Origin of the sequence: Streptomyces sp. CA-251387 (assembly GCF_050936625.1) — a bacterium.
In the GTDB taxonomy this organism is placed as follows: Bacteria; Actinomycetota; Actinomycetes; order Streptomycetales; family Streptomycetaceae; genus Streptomyces.
Genome location: NZ_JBNJMJ010000001.1, coordinates 6,583,486 through 6,599,458 on the forward strand (window position 1 = coordinate 6,583,486; position 15,973 = coordinate 6,599,458).

At 70.7% G+C, this 15,973-nt stretch carries 11 protein-coding genes; 7 read left to right on the plus strand and 4 right to left on the minus strand.

Annotated elements, in window-relative coordinates:
* Positions 1–43: 43 nt before the first annotated feature.
* From ACQEV2_RS29655 to glgX, 4 genes are all read right to left on the minus strand, one after another.
* Entirely contained in the window at positions 44–1,765 is a 1,722-nt protein-coding gene (locus tag ACQEV2_RS29655; RefSeq protein ID WP_433048006.1) for an ABC transporter ATP-binding protein, read from the minus strand.
* A gap of 67 nt (positions 1,766–1,832) precedes the next feature.
* Entirely contained in the window at positions 1,833–3,686 is a 1,854-nt protein-coding gene (locus ACQEV2_RS29660) for an ABC transporter ATP-binding protein (RefSeq protein WP_433048009.1), read from the minus strand.
* Entirely contained in the window at positions 3,683–5,557 is a 1,875-nt protein-coding gene (locus tag ACQEV2_RS29665) for an ABC transporter ATP-binding protein (protein ID WP_433048011.1), read from the minus strand. Before ACQEV2_RS29665 ends, ACQEV2_RS29660 begins: the two co-directional genes overlap by 4 nt.
* A 115-nt stretch (positions 5,558–5,672) precedes the next feature.
* Entirely contained in the window at positions 5,673–7,928 is a 2,256-nt protein-coding gene (glgX, locus tag ACQEV2_RS29670) for a glycogen debranching protein GlgX (RefSeq protein ID WP_433048012.1), read from the minus strand.
* Between the two features lie 159 nt (positions 7,929–8,087).
* Here glgX and ACQEV2_RS29675 point away from each other — a divergent pair, with 159 nt between their 5' ends.
* The 7 genes from ACQEV2_RS29675 to ACQEV2_RS29705 all read left to right on the plus strand — a co-directional run bounded on the left by ACQEV2_RS29675 (position 8,088) and on the right by ACQEV2_RS29705 (position 15,949).
* Positions 8,088–9,329, plus strand: a complete 1,242-nt coding sequence (locus ACQEV2_RS29675) for an Ig-like domain-containing protein (protein WP_433048015.1) — start codon at positions 8,088–8,090, stop codon at positions 9,327–9,329.
* A 185-nt stretch (positions 9,330–9,514) separates the two neighbouring features.
* Positions 9,515–10,753, plus strand: coding sequence for a L,D-transpeptidase (locus ACQEV2_RS29680; RefSeq protein WP_433048018.1), 1,239 nt, complete (start codon positions 9,515–9,517; stop codon positions 10,751–10,753).
* Between the two features lie 111 nt (positions 10,754–10,864).
* Positions 10,865–11,632 (plus strand): enoyl-CoA hydratase/isomerase family protein, encoded by a 768-nt coding sequence (locus tag ACQEV2_RS29685; RefSeq protein WP_433048021.1) that lies wholly within the window; start codon positions 10,865–10,867, stop codon positions 11,630–11,632.
* 344 nt (positions 11,633–11,976) lie between these two features.
* Positions 11,977–12,480 (plus strand): ATP-binding protein, encoded by a 504-nt coding sequence (locus ACQEV2_RS29690; RefSeq protein ID WP_433048024.1) that lies wholly within the window; start codon positions 11,977–11,979, stop codon positions 12,478–12,480.
* Between the two features lie 483 nt (positions 12,481–12,963).
* Complete coding sequence (locus tag ACQEV2_RS29695; protein WP_433048027.1) at positions 12,964–14,151, plus strand: YncE family protein; 1,188 nt, start codon at positions 12,964–12,966, stop codon at positions 14,149–14,151.
* A gap of 111 nt (positions 14,152–14,262) precedes the next feature.
* On the plus strand, positions 14,263–14,976 hold the full coding sequence (locus ACQEV2_RS29700) for an ADP-ribosyltransferase (RefSeq protein WP_433048030.1): 714 nt from the start codon (positions 14,263–14,265) through the stop codon (positions 14,974–14,976).
* A 58-nt stretch (positions 14,977–15,034) separates the two neighbouring features.
* A complete protein-coding gene (locus ACQEV2_RS29705) occupies positions 15,035–15,949 on the plus strand; it encodes a MerR family transcriptional regulator (RefSeq protein WP_433048033.1) in 915 nt (304 codons plus the stop codon).
* Positions 15,950–15,973: the final 24 nt, after the last annotated feature.

Below are 15,973 nucleotides of genomic sequence, written 5' to 3' on the forward strand. Positions count from 1 at the left end.
TGTCGCGCAGTTCCCCGCGCCCCTGATCGGCGTTTGGCTTCCGTCACCTCAAGAGCTCCTCGGCGTCTTCGTCCCGTGCCACCAGTGCCCGGTATCCCGGCTCCCCGTCGAGCAGTTCGCTGTGCGTGCCCGTTGCCGTCACCTTGCCGTCGACCAAGTAGTGGACGGTGTCCGCCTGGTCCAGGACCAGGGGGGACGTGGTGGTCACGACCGTCGTGCGGCCCTGCCGGGCCGCGTGCAGGCGTTCGGCGACCCTCGCCTCCGTGTGGGCGTCGAGCGCCGACGTCGGCTCCACCGCCAGCAGGACCTCGGGATCGGCCAGCAACGCGCGGACCAGGCGGACACGCTGGCGTTGGCCGCCGGAGAGGTTGCGGGCCTGGGCGTCGATCGGGGTGTCGAGGCCGTCGGGCAGGCCGCGGACGATGTCCTCGGCGACTGCTGTGTGTACGGCCCGGGCGATCTCCGCCTCGCTGCGGCCGTCGGGGCCCCAGTGCCCCCCGACCAGCTCACGCAGTGTGCCCGCGAACAGGTCCGCCTCGTGGTCGGCGACCAGGATGCGTGCCCTGAGCTGCGGCAACGGGATGTCGGCCAGGGGTACGCCGCCCCAGGTCGCCGCCGACGGGGTGTAGCGGCCGAGGCGGTCCACCACGGCCGCGGCCTCCGTCGGCACAGCGGCGGCCAGGGCGGTCAGGCGGCCCGGGAGTACCCGTACGCCGGACTCCGGGTCGTACAGCACCGAGGGCTCGGCGGGGGCCTCGCACGTGCCCGTGTCCGGTTCCGGCTCCAGGCGCAGCAGGCGTACGACGCGGCGTGCGGCCACCACGCCCCGGCCGAGCTGGTAGCCCCAGTCCACGAAGTACGACACCGGGCGGACGAGGACCGCGACATAGCCGTAGACCGACACCAGCTCGCCGACCGTGATGGTCCCCTGGGCCGCCATGCGGGCCGCCATCCAGGTCACCACCGCGAGGTACAGCGTGGGCAGTCCGACGCCGAGGGCCTGCATCCAGCTGGTCACCGAGCCGACCCGGTAGCCCTGCTCGCGCAGACGGGCCGAGTCGCGGCGGAAGGCCTCGGCGACCAGGCCCTTGCCGCCGAGGCCGTTGAGGACGCGCAGGCCGCCCGCGAGGTCGCCGATCCGGGCCGTCAGGACACTCTGACGTTCCCGGTACTCTGCCTCCGTGCCCTGCAGACGGCGCATCAACGGCCCGACGAGCAGGGCGATCATCGGCATCCCGAGCAGCACCACCACGGTGAGCTCGACGGAGACGGTCAGCAGCAGGCCGGAGACCGCGAGGTAGGCGGCGATCGCGCCGACCCCCGGACCGATCACCGTGAGCGCGGAGGCGATCTGGTGCACGTCGCCCACGCCGATCGTCACGATCTCCCCGGCCTCGACCTGCCGTGGCAGCGCGGCCCCGAGCCGTACCGCGTGCCCGACGACGACCTTGACCGTGCGGAAGTTGGCGTCCATCCGCACCCGCGTCATCGTGCGGTGCCGCATGATGCTCAGCCAGGCGTTGAACGCCCCGACCACCACCAGCAGCCCCGACCACAGGGCGAGGGCGCCCATGTCGTCCTTCTCCAGCCCCTCGTCCACGGCCCGGGCCATCAGCAAGGGCGTCGCCGCGAGCAGCACCATCCACACGCTGCCCAGCAGTGCCCCCGCCGCCGACCGCCAGGGCTGCCGCAGCACCAGCCACAGCAGATACCGCCAGCCACCCCGGGAGTCCGGAGTGCCCGGATCCTCGTACGCGTCGATCACCTGTTGTCCCCCTGGACGGTCACGCCAGACTGTCCTGCCACGGTCACGTCAGACCGTCCCTCCACGGTCACGCCAGACTGTCCCGCCAAGCCCGGTGCAGATCCGCGAACCTGCCCGTCCCCGCTATGAGTTCGGCCGGGGTGCCGTCCTCGACGATCCGGCCGTGCTCCATGACCAGGACCCGGTCGGCGATCTCGACGGTGGACAGCCGGTGCGCGATGACGACCGCCGTACGCCCGTGCAGGACCGTCGACATCGCGCGCTGCACGGCCCGTTCGCCGGGGATGTCGAGGGAGCTGGTCGCCTCGTCGAGGATCAGCACGGCGGGGTCGGCGAGCAACGCCCGTGCGAACGCGACCAGTTGGCGTTGCCCGGCGGAGATACGGCCGCCCCGCTTGCGTACGTCGGTGTCGTAGCCGTCGGGGAGAGAGCTGATGAAGTCGTGCGCGCCGATGGCCTTCGCCGCCCGCTCGATCTCCTCGCGGCCGGCGTCGGGCCGCCCGATGGCGATGTTCTCGGCGACCGTGCCGGAGAACAGGAACGCCTCCTGCGTCACCATCACCACCCCGCGCCGCAGCTCGGGCACGGCCAGCTCGCGCAGGTCCACGCCGTCCAGCAGGACCCGGCCGTCGGAGGGGTCGTAGAACCGGGCGAGCAGCTTGGCCAGCGTCGACTTGCCGGCGCCGGTCGAGCCGACGACCGCGACCGTCTGGCCGGCCGGGATGGTGAGATCGAAGCGGGGCAGGACCTCGCCGCCGGTGCGGTAGGCGAACCGGACGCCGTCGAAGACGACCTCGCGGCCGGGATGCTCGCTCTCGAGCGGCGGGAGCTGCCGGGGTTCCCGGGGCTCGGGCACGGACGGCGTCTGGGCCAGCAGCCCGGCGATCTTCTCCAGGGAGGCCGCCGCCGACTGGTACGAGTTGAGGAACATGCCGAGCCGGTCGATCGGGTCGTACAGCCGCCGCAGATACAGCACCGCGGCCGCCAGTACACCGAGGGCCAGGGTGCCGCCCGCGACCCGGTGGGCGCCCCACAGCACGATCGCCGCGACGGCCGTGTTGGCGACGAGCCGGGAGCCGACGACGTAACGGGCCATCTCCAGCAGCGCGTCGCCGTTCGTCCGCTCGTGCCGGGTGTTGAGCACGGCGAAGTCGGCGTCGTTGGCGGCCTCGCGCCGGAAGGCGCGCACCGGGCGGATGCCGTTCATCGTCTCGACGAACTTGACGATCACGGCGGCGATGGCGGTGGACCGCACGGTGTACACGCGCGCGGCACGCCGCCGATAGAGCCGTACGAGGAGGTACAGCGGCACGAAGGAGGCCACCGCGACCGCACCCAGGCCGAGGTCCAGCCACAGCAGCATCGCCGAGATGTAGACGAAGGACAGGACGACGGTGACGAGTTCCTGCAGGCCTTCGTCGAGCAGCTCGCGCAGGGACTCCACGTCCGTGGTGGAGCGGGAGATGAGCCGGCCCGAGGTGTAGCGCTCATGGAAGTCGATGCTCAGGGCCTGGGCATGGCGGAAGATACGGCCGCGCAGGTCGAGCAGCACGTCCTGGTTGACGCGGGCGGAGACCAGGATGAACCCGTACTGCAGGCCGCCGGAGGCCAGCGCGCACAGCAGATAGCCGACGGCGACGGCGATCAGCGGGCCCAGGTCGTCGCGCCGGAACGCCGGTACGGCCGTGTCGATGGCGTACGCCACCAGCAGCGGGCCCGCCTGCACGGCCGCCTGCTGGAGCAGCAGCAGGAACGTGGTCAGGGCGACGCGGGCCTTCATCGGGGCGAGCAGGGAGCGCAGGAGGGCCCCGGTGGCGCCCGGGGGAGTGGGCAGGACGTCGCGGTCGAAGGGGTCGCCCGGCTTGGGGGGTTCCTCGGCCGGCTGTTCCTTGCCCGGTGCGGTGGCGGTCGTCGCCGTCATCGGTCGGCCTCCTCGGTCCCGGCCATCAGATGGGCGTACTCGGCGTTCGTGCGCAGCAGTTCGTGATGCGTGCCGACGGCGGCGATACGGCCGCCGGAGAGCAGGGCGACGCGGTCCGCGAGCAGCACCGTGGAGGGGCGGTGGGCGACGATGAGCGCGGTGGTCTCCGCCAGCACGTCCCGCAGGGCGGCCTCGACGGCGGCCTCGGTGTGGACGTCGAGGGCCGACAGGGGATCGTCGAGGACGAGGAACCTCGGCCGTCCGACGACGGCCCGCGCGAGCGCCAGCCGCTGCCGCTGCCCGCCGGAGAGACTGAGCCCCTGCTCGCCGACCTGCGTGTGGGTGCCGTGCGGGAGGGCGTGCGCGAAGTCGGCCTGTGCGACGGCGAGCGCCCGCTCCAGCTCGGGCTCTCCCGCGCCTTCTCCGGCCCCCATGAGAACGTTGTCCGCGACGCTGGCCGAGAAGAGGGTGGGCTCCTCGAAGGCGACGGCGACGAGTTCGCGCAGCGTGTCCCTGGGCATCTCGGCGATGTCCTCGCCGTCGAGCGTGATGCGGCCGGACGTCACCTCGTGGAGGCGGGGGACGAGGGCCGTGAGGGTCGTCTTGCCGCTGCCCGTCGCGCCGACGAGGGCCATGGACTCGCCGGGGCGGATGTGGAGGTCGATGCGGTCGAGGATGGGTGGGGAATCGGTGGGCGCATCGGGGTAGCGGAAGCGGACGTTGTGGAACCGTAGGCCGTCCGCGCGCCCGGAGTCGGTGGCGAGCGAGGGGACGTCGCGCAGCTCGGCGCTTCGAGGTGCCGCTCTCTGTGGGTCGGGAGCCGCCCCAGCGGCACGACTGCCCGCAGCTACGCCAACTGCCTCCTCGGACTCCGGCACCGCGTCCATCACCTCGAAGTACCGCTCGGTCGCCGTAGCCGCCTCCTGGCTCATCGCCAGCAGAAACCCGATCGAGTCCACAGGCCACCGAAGAGCGAGCGCCGTCGACAGAAACGCCACCAGCGTCCCTGCCGACAACCCCCCGTCCGCCACCTGCACCGCACCCAGCACCAGCGCCGCCCCGATGGCCACCTCCGGCAGCGTCACGATGACGCCCCAGATCGTCGCCAGCAGCCGGGCCTTCCGCAGTTCAGTCCCCCGCAGCGTCCGCGACAGCTCCCGGAACGCCCGTGCCTGACTGCGGTGCCGCCCGAACCCCTTGATGATCCGGATCCCGAGCACACTCTCCTCGACGACCGTCGTCAGGTCGCCCACCTGGTCCTGCGCGCGGCGCGCCACTGTGGCGTACCGCTTCTCGAAGATCACGCAGGTGACGACCACGGGCACGGCCGGGACCAGGATCACCAGCCCCAGCGTCCAGTCCTGGAGCAGCATGATGAGGACGCCGACGAGGATCGTCACACCGTTGACCAGCAGGAACGTCAGCGGAAAGGCGAGGAACATGCGCAGCAGCATCAGATCGGTCGTGCCCCGCGACAGCAACTGCCCCGACGCCCACCGATCGTGGAACGCCACCGGCAGCCGCTGCAGATGCCGGTACAGATCCGCCCGCATCGCCGCCTCGACCCCCGCCAGCGGCCGCGCCACCAGCCACCGCCGCAGCCCGAACAGCAACGCCTCCCCGACCCCGAGCAGCAGCAGGAACAGCGCCCCGAGCCACACCCCGGCCGGATCCCGGTCGGCGACGGGCCCGTCCACCATCCACTTCAGGACGAGCGGAATGACCAGCGACAGACAGGAGGCGACGATCGCCACGAACGCGGCGGAGAACAACCGCAAACGCACCGGCCGCACATACGGCCACAGACGCAGCAGCGTACGCACGGCGGATCGATCGGCCCTGTCCTCGTCGGTTGCACGTGTCGTCACCATCAGCAGCGAGCCTACGGATCGCCACTGACACTGCCCACCGAGTTTTGGCCGGTCCGCAATCGGCCGCTGGTCCTACGACCTGCGCGTTCGAAGGGTCGTACACAGCGGGGGATCGTCAGCCGTCCACCTTCAGCAACAGCACCGCCCGCGCCGGCACCGTGATCGCCGCCCCCGCCCGGTGCTCCACCCCCGGCGCCTCCCCCTGCTCCTCCCGCGATGTGTCGACGACCACCTCGTACCGCTCCGCCCACGGCGGCCCCGGCAGCACGAAGCTCACCGGCCGGTCCCCGGCGTGCAGCACGGCCAGGAAGCTGTCGTCGAGGATCGGCGCCCCGCGCTCGTCCCGGCCCGGGATGTCCCGCCCGGACAGATACATGCCCAGCGTGGCGGCTGGCGCGTACCAGTCCCGTTCCGTCATCTCCGTGCCCCGCGCGGTGAACCAGGCCAGGTCCCGCAGCCCGTCGGCCGAGTGCGCCCGCCCGGAGAAGAAGGCACGGCGGCGCAGCACGGGGTGCCGGTGCCGCAGCTCGATCAGCCGGGAGGTGAGGTCGAACAGGGCCTTCCAGCCCGGGTCCTCCAGCAGGCTCCAGTCCAGCCAGCTGATCTCGTTGTCCTGGCAGTACGCGTTGTTGTTGCCGCGCTGGGTGCGCCCCAGTTCGTCGCCCGCGACCAGCATCGGCACGCCCGTCGACAACAGCAGGGTGGTCAGCAGGTTCCGCAACTGGCGGCGCCTGAGCGCCCGTACGCGCTCGTCGTCCGTCTCTCCCTCGGCGCCGCAGTTCCACGACCGGTTGTCGTCCGAGCCGTCCCGGTTGCCCTCCCCGTTCGCCTCGTTGTGCTTGCGCTCGTACGACACCAGATCCCGCAGCGTGAAACCGTCGTGCGCGGTCACGAAGTTGACCGAGGCGTACGGGCGGCGGCCACCCCACGCGTACAGGTCGCTCGAACCCGACAGGCGGTACCCCAGGTCCCGGACGTCCGGCAGCGCGCCCCTCCAGTAGTCCCGTACGGCGTTGCGGTAGCGGTCGTTCCACTCCGTCCACAGCGGCGGGAAGGCGCCCACCTGATATCCGCCCGACCCCACGTCCCACGGCTCGGCGATCAGCTTCACCCGCCGCAGCACCGGATCCTGCGCGATCACCGCCAGGAACGGCGACAGCATGTCGACGTCGTGCATGGAGCGGGCCAGCGCCGCCGCCAGGTCGAAGCGGAAGCCGTCCACGCCCATCTCCGTCACCCAGTAGCGCAGCGAGTCGGTGATGAGCCGCAGGACGTGCGGCTGGACGACGTGCAGGGTGTTCCCGCAGCCCGTGTAGTCCGCGTACCGGCGCGCGTCCGACTGCAACCGGTAGTACCCCCGGTTGTCGATGCCCTTCAACGACAGCGTCGGGCCCAGCTCGCCCGCCTCCGCCGTGTGGTTGTAGACGACGTCGAGGATGACCTCGATCCCCGCCGCGTGCAGCGCGTGCACCATGCGCTTGAACTCGCCGACCTGCTGACCGGTCGTACCGGACGCGGAGTAGGCGGCGTGCGGCGCGAAGTAGCCGATGGAGTTGTAGCCCCAGTAGTTGCGCAGGCCCTTGCGGAGCAGATGGTCCTCGTGCGCGAACTGATGGACCGGGAGCAGCTCGACGGCCGTCACGCCCAGCTCGACGAGGTGCTCGATCGCCGCGGGATGCGCGAGACCGGCGTACGTCCCCCGCAGTTCCTCCGGTATCCCCGGGTGCAGCTTAGTGAAGCCCCGTACATGCACCTCGTAGATCACCGAGTCGGCCCACGGCGTCTTCGGCCGGCGGTCGTCCATCCATTCGTCGTCCGGGGCGTCGTCGTGGACGACCACGCCCTTCGGGACGTACGGCGCCGAATCCCGGTCGTCGCGCACGGTGTCCGCGACATGCTGCTGGGGCCAGTCGCGGACATGGCCGTACACCTCCGGCGGTAGACTGAAGTCGCCGTCCACCGCGCGCGCGTACGGGTCGAGGAGCAGCTTCGCCGGGTTCCAGCGGCCGCCTGTCCACGGGTCCCAGCGGCCGTGCACCCGGTAGCCGTAGCGCTGACCGGGCATCACACCCGGCACGAACCCGTGCCAGATCTCGTGCGTCAGTTCGGTCAGCTTGGCCCGCGTCTCTTTCCCGTGCCCGTCGAACAGGCACAGCTCGACCGCCTCCGCCCCGCCCGCCCACAGCGCGAAGTTGGTGCCGGCCACCCCGTCCGGACCGACCCGGAAACGGGCGCCCAGCGGCATGGGCGCACCCGGCCACACGGGCACCGCGGGGGCCTTGCGCTGCGCGCCGTTCACGACGGCGGCCGGGCGCCCCTCCTCAGCGGCGACCGCACCGGCCACCGCCTCCTGCTCGGCTGCGCTCGACACCTGTCGGCCTCCCACGGCTCAGGGACCACACGAATGTGGCGGAGGGGCCCTTGGCGTCCCGAGCCGCGGCTCCCCGTCGCGTCGTCCTCCCACATGTTCTGCCCACCGGGTGGCTCGCACTCACGTTTCCCCAGGGCCACCCCGATCGTTGGGGTCTTCGTGAGGCACGTACAAGGGCGCGCGCGGCGCGCGGGGGCCGTGTTGGCCGCCGTACTGACATGGGCGGGACTGCTGGCCGGGGCGGTCGGCTGCACTTCGGACGGCTCCGGCATCGACCAGATGCTGGGCAAGGGGCCGGCCCCCGAGGACGTCATCCGGGTCACACCCGACGACGGCACCAAGGGCGCACGCCCCGACGACAGGCTGCTCGTGCGCGTGCTCAGCGGGCGCCTGGAGTCGGTGAAGGTCGTCAAGTCCCAGGACGCGGAGGAATCCCCGGTCCCCGGGCACATCTCCGAGGATGGCCTGCGCTGGGAGCCCGACGACCCCGGGCTCGCACTGGCCGCCCGGTACACGGTCGACGCGGTGGCCCTCGACGGCCACGGGCGCCGCAGCGCACGGCACACGACGTTCACCACGTACGTCCCCGACGAGCGGTTCATCGGATACGTCACCCCGGAGCACCGCTCCACCGTCGGCACCGGAATGATCGTCTCCCTGGAGTTCAACCGGGAGATCGAGCACCGCGCCGCCGTCGAACGCGCCGTCCGGGTCACCGCCGAGCCGGCCGTGGAGATCCGCCCGCACTGGTTCGGCCGCTCCCGCCTCGACTTCCGTCCCCGGCACTACTGGAAGCCCGGCACCCGGGTCACCGTCGCGCTGCGCCTGCGGGACCTCGAAGGGGCGCCCGGGGTGTACGGGCTGCAGGACAAGACGTTCTCCTTCACCGTCGGCCGCCACCAGGTCTCCCTCGTCGACGCGGCCAGGCACACCATGCAGGTCAGGCGCGACGGCGAACTGCTCGCCACCGTGCCGATCACCGCCGGAGCCCCGAAGACGACCACCTACAACGGCAAGATGGTCGTCACCGAGATGCTCGAACTGACCCGGATGAACGGCGCCACGGTCGGCTTCAAGAAGGCCGACGGCAAGGGCGAGTACGACATCCCGGACGTCCCGCACGCCATGCGCCTCACCGACTCGGGCACCTTCCTGCACGGCAACTACTGGGCGGACACCGACATCTTCGGCCACAGCAACGTCAGCCACGGCTGCGTGGGGCTCAGGGACGTCAAGGGCGGCGGGTCCGAGACGCCCGCGGGCTGGTTCTTCGACCGCAGCCTGATCGGGGATGTCGTCGAGGTCGTCCGCAGCAACGACAAAAAGGTCGCTCCCGACAATGGCCTCGGAGGATGGAATATGGGCTGGAAGGAGTGGAAGAGGGGGAGTGCGGTGAAGTAATCGGACAGGGGGGTGAGTTGCTCGACCAACCGGCTATCCGCCGATGTTGGAACGGAACGGTGACAATCGCGCGGGCCGACGCCCGTGACCTTGTGGTTAATATGCGCCGGTGCGCGCGGTGAACGCGCGGGGGAGCGGGTCCGACCAGGCCGACAGTGGCCGGGGCCCGGGGAGGGGAGAACGACTTGAACGTGCGGCCGATATCGGGGGCGTCGGTTGACGCGCGGGGGCGTAGGGGCAAGGGGCTGGCGGCACTGGCTGCCGTTCTGCTGCTCGGCGTCGCCGCGTGCGGCGGAGGTGGCGGAGCGGGCTCGGGGGCCGGCGACGGGAAGGGCGACGACTCCTCCACGGCGGAGGCCAAGAAGTCGCAGGCCGTCGTGACCATAGCCCCGGGGGACGGCGCCAAGTCCGTCGAGACCAGCGGTGCGCTGAAGGTCACCGCGGCCAAGGGCAGGCTGACGGCCGTCGAGGTCAAGGACACCAAGGGCAGGGCGATAGCCGGGAAGATATCCGGCGACGGCGCCACCTGGACGCCGTCCACGCATCTCGCCGCCGCCACGAAGTACACCGTGCAGGCGGTCGCGAAGGACTCCGAGGGGCTGGAGGCCACCAAGGAGGCCGACTTCACCACTCTCACGCCCCAGAACACCTTCCTCGGCAACTTCAGGCCGGAGGACGGCTCCAAGGTCGGCGTCGGAATGCCGTTCTCCATCCGCTTCACCCGGGGCATCACCAAGCCCGAGGACGTCGAGAAGGCGATCACGGTCAAGACCGAGCCGGCCGTCGAGGTCGCGGGCCACTGGTTCGGCAACGACCGTCTCGACTTCCGTCCCGAGAAATACTGGAAGGAAGGCACCAAGGTCACCGTCGCCCTCAACCTCGACGGCGTCGAGGGCCGCCCCGGCGTCTACGGCGAGCAGACCAAGACCGTCTCCTTCACCATCGGCCGCAACCAGGTCTCGGTCGTCGACGTGAAGACCAAGAAGATGAAGGTCATGCAGGACGGCAAGGTCGTCAAGACCCTCCCCGTCACCACCGGCAAGCCCGGGTACGACACCTGGAACGGCCAGATGGTCATGACCGAGAAGTTCGTCCAGACCCGCATGAACGGCGACACGGTCGGCTACGACGGCGAGTACGACATCGAGGACGTCCCGCACGCCATCCGCCTCACCGACTCCGGCACCTTCATCCACGGCAACTACTGGGGCGGCGACGCCTTCGGCAACTACAACGCCAGCCACGGCTGCGTCGGCCTGCGCGATGTCCAGGGGGCGTACGACGGCGGTACGCCGGCCGCGTGGTTCTACAACCACTCGATGATCGGTGACGTGGTGGTCGTGAAGAACTCCAACGACGCGACGGTGGCTCCCGAGAACGGGCTGAACGGGTGGAACATGTCGTGGGAGAAGTGGAAGGCGTAGCGCCTTCCTGACGGCGTACGGTCCCGACGTCGACGTACGGCCCCGGTGCATGGCCTCGATGTGAGGTACGGCACCGGGGCCGTCCGCGTTAGTCCCCGTTAACCTGCTCGCATGACCGTGAATCTCGAAGTCGCCGAAGGTGTCGGTACCCTCCGCCTCGACCGCCCGCCCATGAACGCCCTGGACATCGCCACCCAGGACCGCCTCAAGGAGCTCGCCGAGGAGGCGACCCGGCGCGACGACGTACGGGCCGTGGTGATCTACGGCGGGGAGAAGGTGTTCGCGGCCGGCGCGGACATCAAGGAGATGCAGGCCATGGACCACACGGCGATGGTCCTGCGCGCCCGGGCCCTGCAGGACTCGTTCACGGCGGTGGCCCGGATCCCCAAGCCGGTGGTGGCGGCGGTGACGGGCTACGCGCTCGGCGGCGGCTGCGAGTTGGCGCTGTGCGCGGACTACCGGATCGCCGCGGACAACGCCAAGCTGGGCCAGCCGGAGATCCTGCTCGGCCTGATCCCGGGCGCGGGCGGCACCCAGCGGCTGTCCCGCCTCATCGGACCGTCGAAGGCGAAGGACCTGATCTTCACCGGCCGTATGGTGAAGGCGGACGAGGCGCGCGAACTGGGCCTGGTGGACCGCGTCGTGGCGCCGGACCAGGTCTACGCCGAGGCGCACGCGTGGGCGGCGAAGCTGGCGCAGGGCCCGGCGATCGCGCTCCGCGCGGCGAAGGAGTCGATCGACACGGGTCTGGAGACGGACATCGAGACGGGCCTCGCGGTCGAACGGAACTGGTTCGCGGGGCTGTTCGCGACGGAGGACCGGGAGCGGGGGATGCGGAGCTTCGTGGAGGAGGGGCCGGGCAAGGCGAAGTTCCTCTGAGGGGTGCTGAGGCCTCAGAGTGCTGCTGAGAGTCTCTGAGGCCTGCGGAGCCGGGCCAAGTTCCATCCCGAAAGTCCCTCAACTCACTTGCAATTGACGGGGTGTCTGATCCAGGTCCCTCGATGGGGCGGTTTATGGCAGCCTTAAGGCAGCCTTAAGCGTGCCTTGTCGGGGGAGTCCGTCGATTGCCTCCAGCGGCCCCGTCGCCGCAGGTAAGGCAGGCTGTGGGCGACTCCGAACTGCCGCTGTCATATGCCCCGGGAGTCCGTCGGAATGAGGCATTCCGGGGGATGTATTCCTCGGGAACGGCCCCGGAGGGCGCTGTCGGCGGCCATGATGGGGGCATGGCGGGGCTGGAGGGTGTCGAACAGCCGCGGGGACACGGCCGTGCGATTGCGGCGCGCTGGTCGCCGGGGGTCGAGGACGAAGCTGCCTCGAAGGCGCTGGAGTTGTTCGGCAATCCCACGGAGGCGGAGGTTCCGCTCCCTTCCCGCCCCGAGTCCGCCGCCACCGCACGCCGGCTGGCCCAGGTCGTGGTCCTGCGCCAGTGGGGGCTGACCCCCAAGATGACCGAGGACGCGGTCTTACTCGTCTCCGAACTGGTCGGCAACGCCGTCCGCCACACCGGCGCCCGCGTCTTCGGCCTCCGCATGCGCCGCCGCCGAGGCTGGATCCGCATCGAGGTCCGTGACCCGTCCCGTGGGCTGCCCTGCCTGATGCCGGTCCAGGAGATGGACGTCAGCGGCCGGGGCCTGTTCCTGGTGGACAAACTCTCCGACCGCTGGGGCGTGGACCTGTTGCCGCGGGGGAAGACGACGTGGTTCGAGATGAGGGTGGCGGACCGCTAACCCCCGCCGTCCGCAAGAGCCCGACCCCGACCCCCCTGGCGCTCCGCCCGCTGGGGGCGTTCACGCCACGTCCGGTCAGTCTCTGGCGCCGGGTCGCGTCATCGAGTTCGTCAGGCGTTTGAGGGCGAGTCGCCAACCATCCCGAGCCCCCACCCGTCCGCTGGGGCGTTCATGCCGTCTCCGGTCGGTCTCTGGCGCCGGGTCGCGTCACCCAGCTCGTCCGGCGTTTGAGGACGAGGCCCCTTCAGGGCCGAAGCGGGGGTCTGGGGGCGGCAGCCCCCAGCGGCCGGGGTCGAAGGGGCGGAGCCCCTGGAGGATGGGACGGGTAGGGGCGGCGGGGGCGAAGAACACTGCTGAGGGCGACCCGGACGAGCCGCTTATCGGGTGAATCATGCGTTTTTCGACGCAATCCTCATTAAATAGTCCGGTGACCTTGACCTGCTGCCCAGCCGCCGCCCTCCCCGCCGCACGGAAGAACTGCCGATGAACCTCATCCACCGCACCCTCCTCGCCGGCCTCGGCCTCCTCGCGCTCGTCGCCTGCGGCACGGAGTCCGCCAAGGACAGGAGCAGCGCGGCCGTCGAGTCCCGCGGCGCCACCCAGGCCGCCATCCCCGCCCCACCGAAGAAGAAGCCCCTCAACGGCCTCCCCGGCATGCCCCCCGTCCTCGACCCGAAGGACGTCTACGCCGCCGACCGCCCGGGCAAGCTCTCCCCGGTCGTCAAGGACTTCCCGTCCCGCGTCTACGTCCCCAACACCGAGTCGGACACCGTCTCCGTCATCGACCCGAAGACGTACGAGATCACCGAGACCATCCCCGTCGGACGGCAGCCTCAGCACGTCGTCCCGTCCTGGGACCTGAAGACCCTCTGGGTCAACAACAACCGCGGCCACACCCTCACCCCCATCGACCCGAAGACAGGCAAGGCGGGCAAGCCGGTCGAGGTGCACGACCCCTACAACCTCTACTTCACCCCCAACGGCAAGTACGCCGTCGTCATGGCCTCCCTCGACCGTGAACTCGTCTTCCGCGACCCCCACACCATGAAGCGGATCAGGACCGAGCCGGTCAGCTGCTACGGCGTCAACCACGCCGACTTCTCCCTCGACGGCCGCTACTTCATCGTCTCCTGCGAGTTCAGCGGGGAACTGCTGAAGGTCGACACGGAGCGGATGAAGGTCGTGGGCCAGCAAAAACTCCCCTTCGACGGCGCGATGCCCCAGGACGTGAAGGTCTCACCGGACGGCAAGCGGTTCTACATCGCCGACATGATGGCCCACGGCATGTGGGTCCTGGACGGCGACAAGTTCACCGAGCCCACGCTCCTGCCCACCGGCAAGGGCTGCCACGGCCTCTACGTCAGCCGCGACTCCCGCGAGATGTACGTCTCCAACCGCGGCGAAGGCAGCGTCTCCGTCTTCGACTTCCGGAAGAACAGGCTCACCAAGAAGTGGCACCTCCCCGACGGCGGCAGCCCCGACATGGGCGGCGTCTCCGCCGACGGCAAGGTGCTGTGGCTGTCGGGACGTTACGACGCCGAGGTGTACGCCATCGACACCCGCACCGGCGAACAGCTCGCCCGCATCCCGGTGGGCAGCGGCCCGCACGGCCTGGCCGTCTACCCGCAGCCGGGCCGCTACTCCCTGGGCCACACGGGCATCTTCCGCTAGCGGACGGTCAGTTGACCGGCGGTGAACGGCGGTTGACCGGCAGTCAGTGGACACGCCGTCGTACGAGTGACGCTCCACGGCCCACCCCCGCGGGCCCGGAATGGTACTCCCATGATCACAACTCGCCTGCCGCGGCGGGCCGCTGCCGCCGTCCTGTCCCTCTCGGCCGTCCTCGCGACGACGGCCGCCACGGCTCCCGAGACCGCCCGCACCTCGGCGACCGAGCTCCCCGCCTCGGTCACCGCACACCTCGCCTCGGCTGCCGCACACCCCGCCTCGGCTGCCGCGACCGTCAACAAGGCCGCCGCCCCCGTCCCGGCCGCCGCCCCCGCCCCGGCCGCCTGTCCCGTCCAGTACGACGACAAGATCAAGGCGGCCGCCGACCGCCGCGTCGACGTCGACCGCATCACCCCCGACCCGGCGTGGCGCACCACCTGCGGCACGCTCTACCGGGCCGACGGCCGCGGCCCGGAGATCGTCTTCCAGGAGGGCTTCAAGCCCAAGGACGTGATGAACGGCCAGTACGACCTGGAGCAGTACGTCCTGGTCAACCAGCCCTCCCCGTTCGTGTCCACGACGTACGACCACGACCTGTACAAGAAGTGGTGGAAGTCGGGCTGGAACTACTACATCGACGCCCCCGGCGGCATCGACGTCAACAAGACCATCGGCGACACCCACCAATGGGCCGACCAGGTGGAGGTCGCCTTCCCGGGCGGCATCGCCCGCAAGTACATCATCGGCGTCTGCCCGGTGAACAAGACGACCAAGGTCGAGATCATGAGCGGCTGCCAGAGCAACCCGCACTACGAGGCCTGGCACTGAGAGACCGCCGGAGCCGCCTGTTGAGTCTCCACCCACTGGAGGGCCCACACTCGCAGGCATGACCGAAGACAGCACCGGACTCTTCACCATCGGCGAGCTGGCCCGGGCCACCGGACTGACCGTCCGGACCATCCGCTACTGGTCCGACGAGGGCGTCCTGCGCCCCGTCACACGGTCGTCCGGCGGCTACCGCCTCTACGACGCCGAGTCCGCCGCCCGCCTGGAGCTGATCCGCACGCTGCGCGAGCTGGGTCTGGGTCTGGACGACGTACGGAAGGTCGTCAGCGGAGAGAAGGACGTGGCGTCGGTCGCGGCCACCCACGTCGCCGCGCTGGAGGCACAGATCCGGTCGCTGAAGGTGACGCGTGCGGTGCTGTCGACCGTTGCGAGGCGCGGGTCGACCGCGGAGGAGATGACGCTCATGAACAAGCTCGCGCGGCTGTCCGCGGCCGAGCGGAGGCGGATCCTGGAGGAGTTCGTGGACGAGATGTTCCACGGACTGCACACGGCGGATCCCGTGATCCGCACGCGGATGCGGGAGATGGCCGTTGACCTGCCCGACGAGCCGACATCGGAGCAGGTGGACGCCTGGGTGGAGCTGGCCGAGCTGCTCCAGGACCCGGAGTTCCGGGCGCACATGCGCAGTGTGGCCGAGTTCAACGCGGCCGGCCGTGGGCCCGAGACGCCCGCCGGGGCGTCGATGTGGTTCGCCAGGAAGCTGGTGAAGCTGGCGGCCGAGGCGAGGGAGCAGGACATCGCACCGCAGTCGCCCGAGGCGGAGCGGATCCTGGGGGAGCTGCTCGGCGACGCCGACCCGGCGGCCGTGCTCGAACGCATGAGGGCCGGCGCGAACGACAAGGTCTCCCGCTATCGCGAGCTGCTGGCCGTGGTGAAGGGCCATGGACCCGCGTCCGCCCACCGCGCGGAGTTCGCCTGGGTGGTCGCCGCACTGGAGGCGCGGGCAGGCGGTTAATCTGACCTGCGGCAGTAAGCCAGC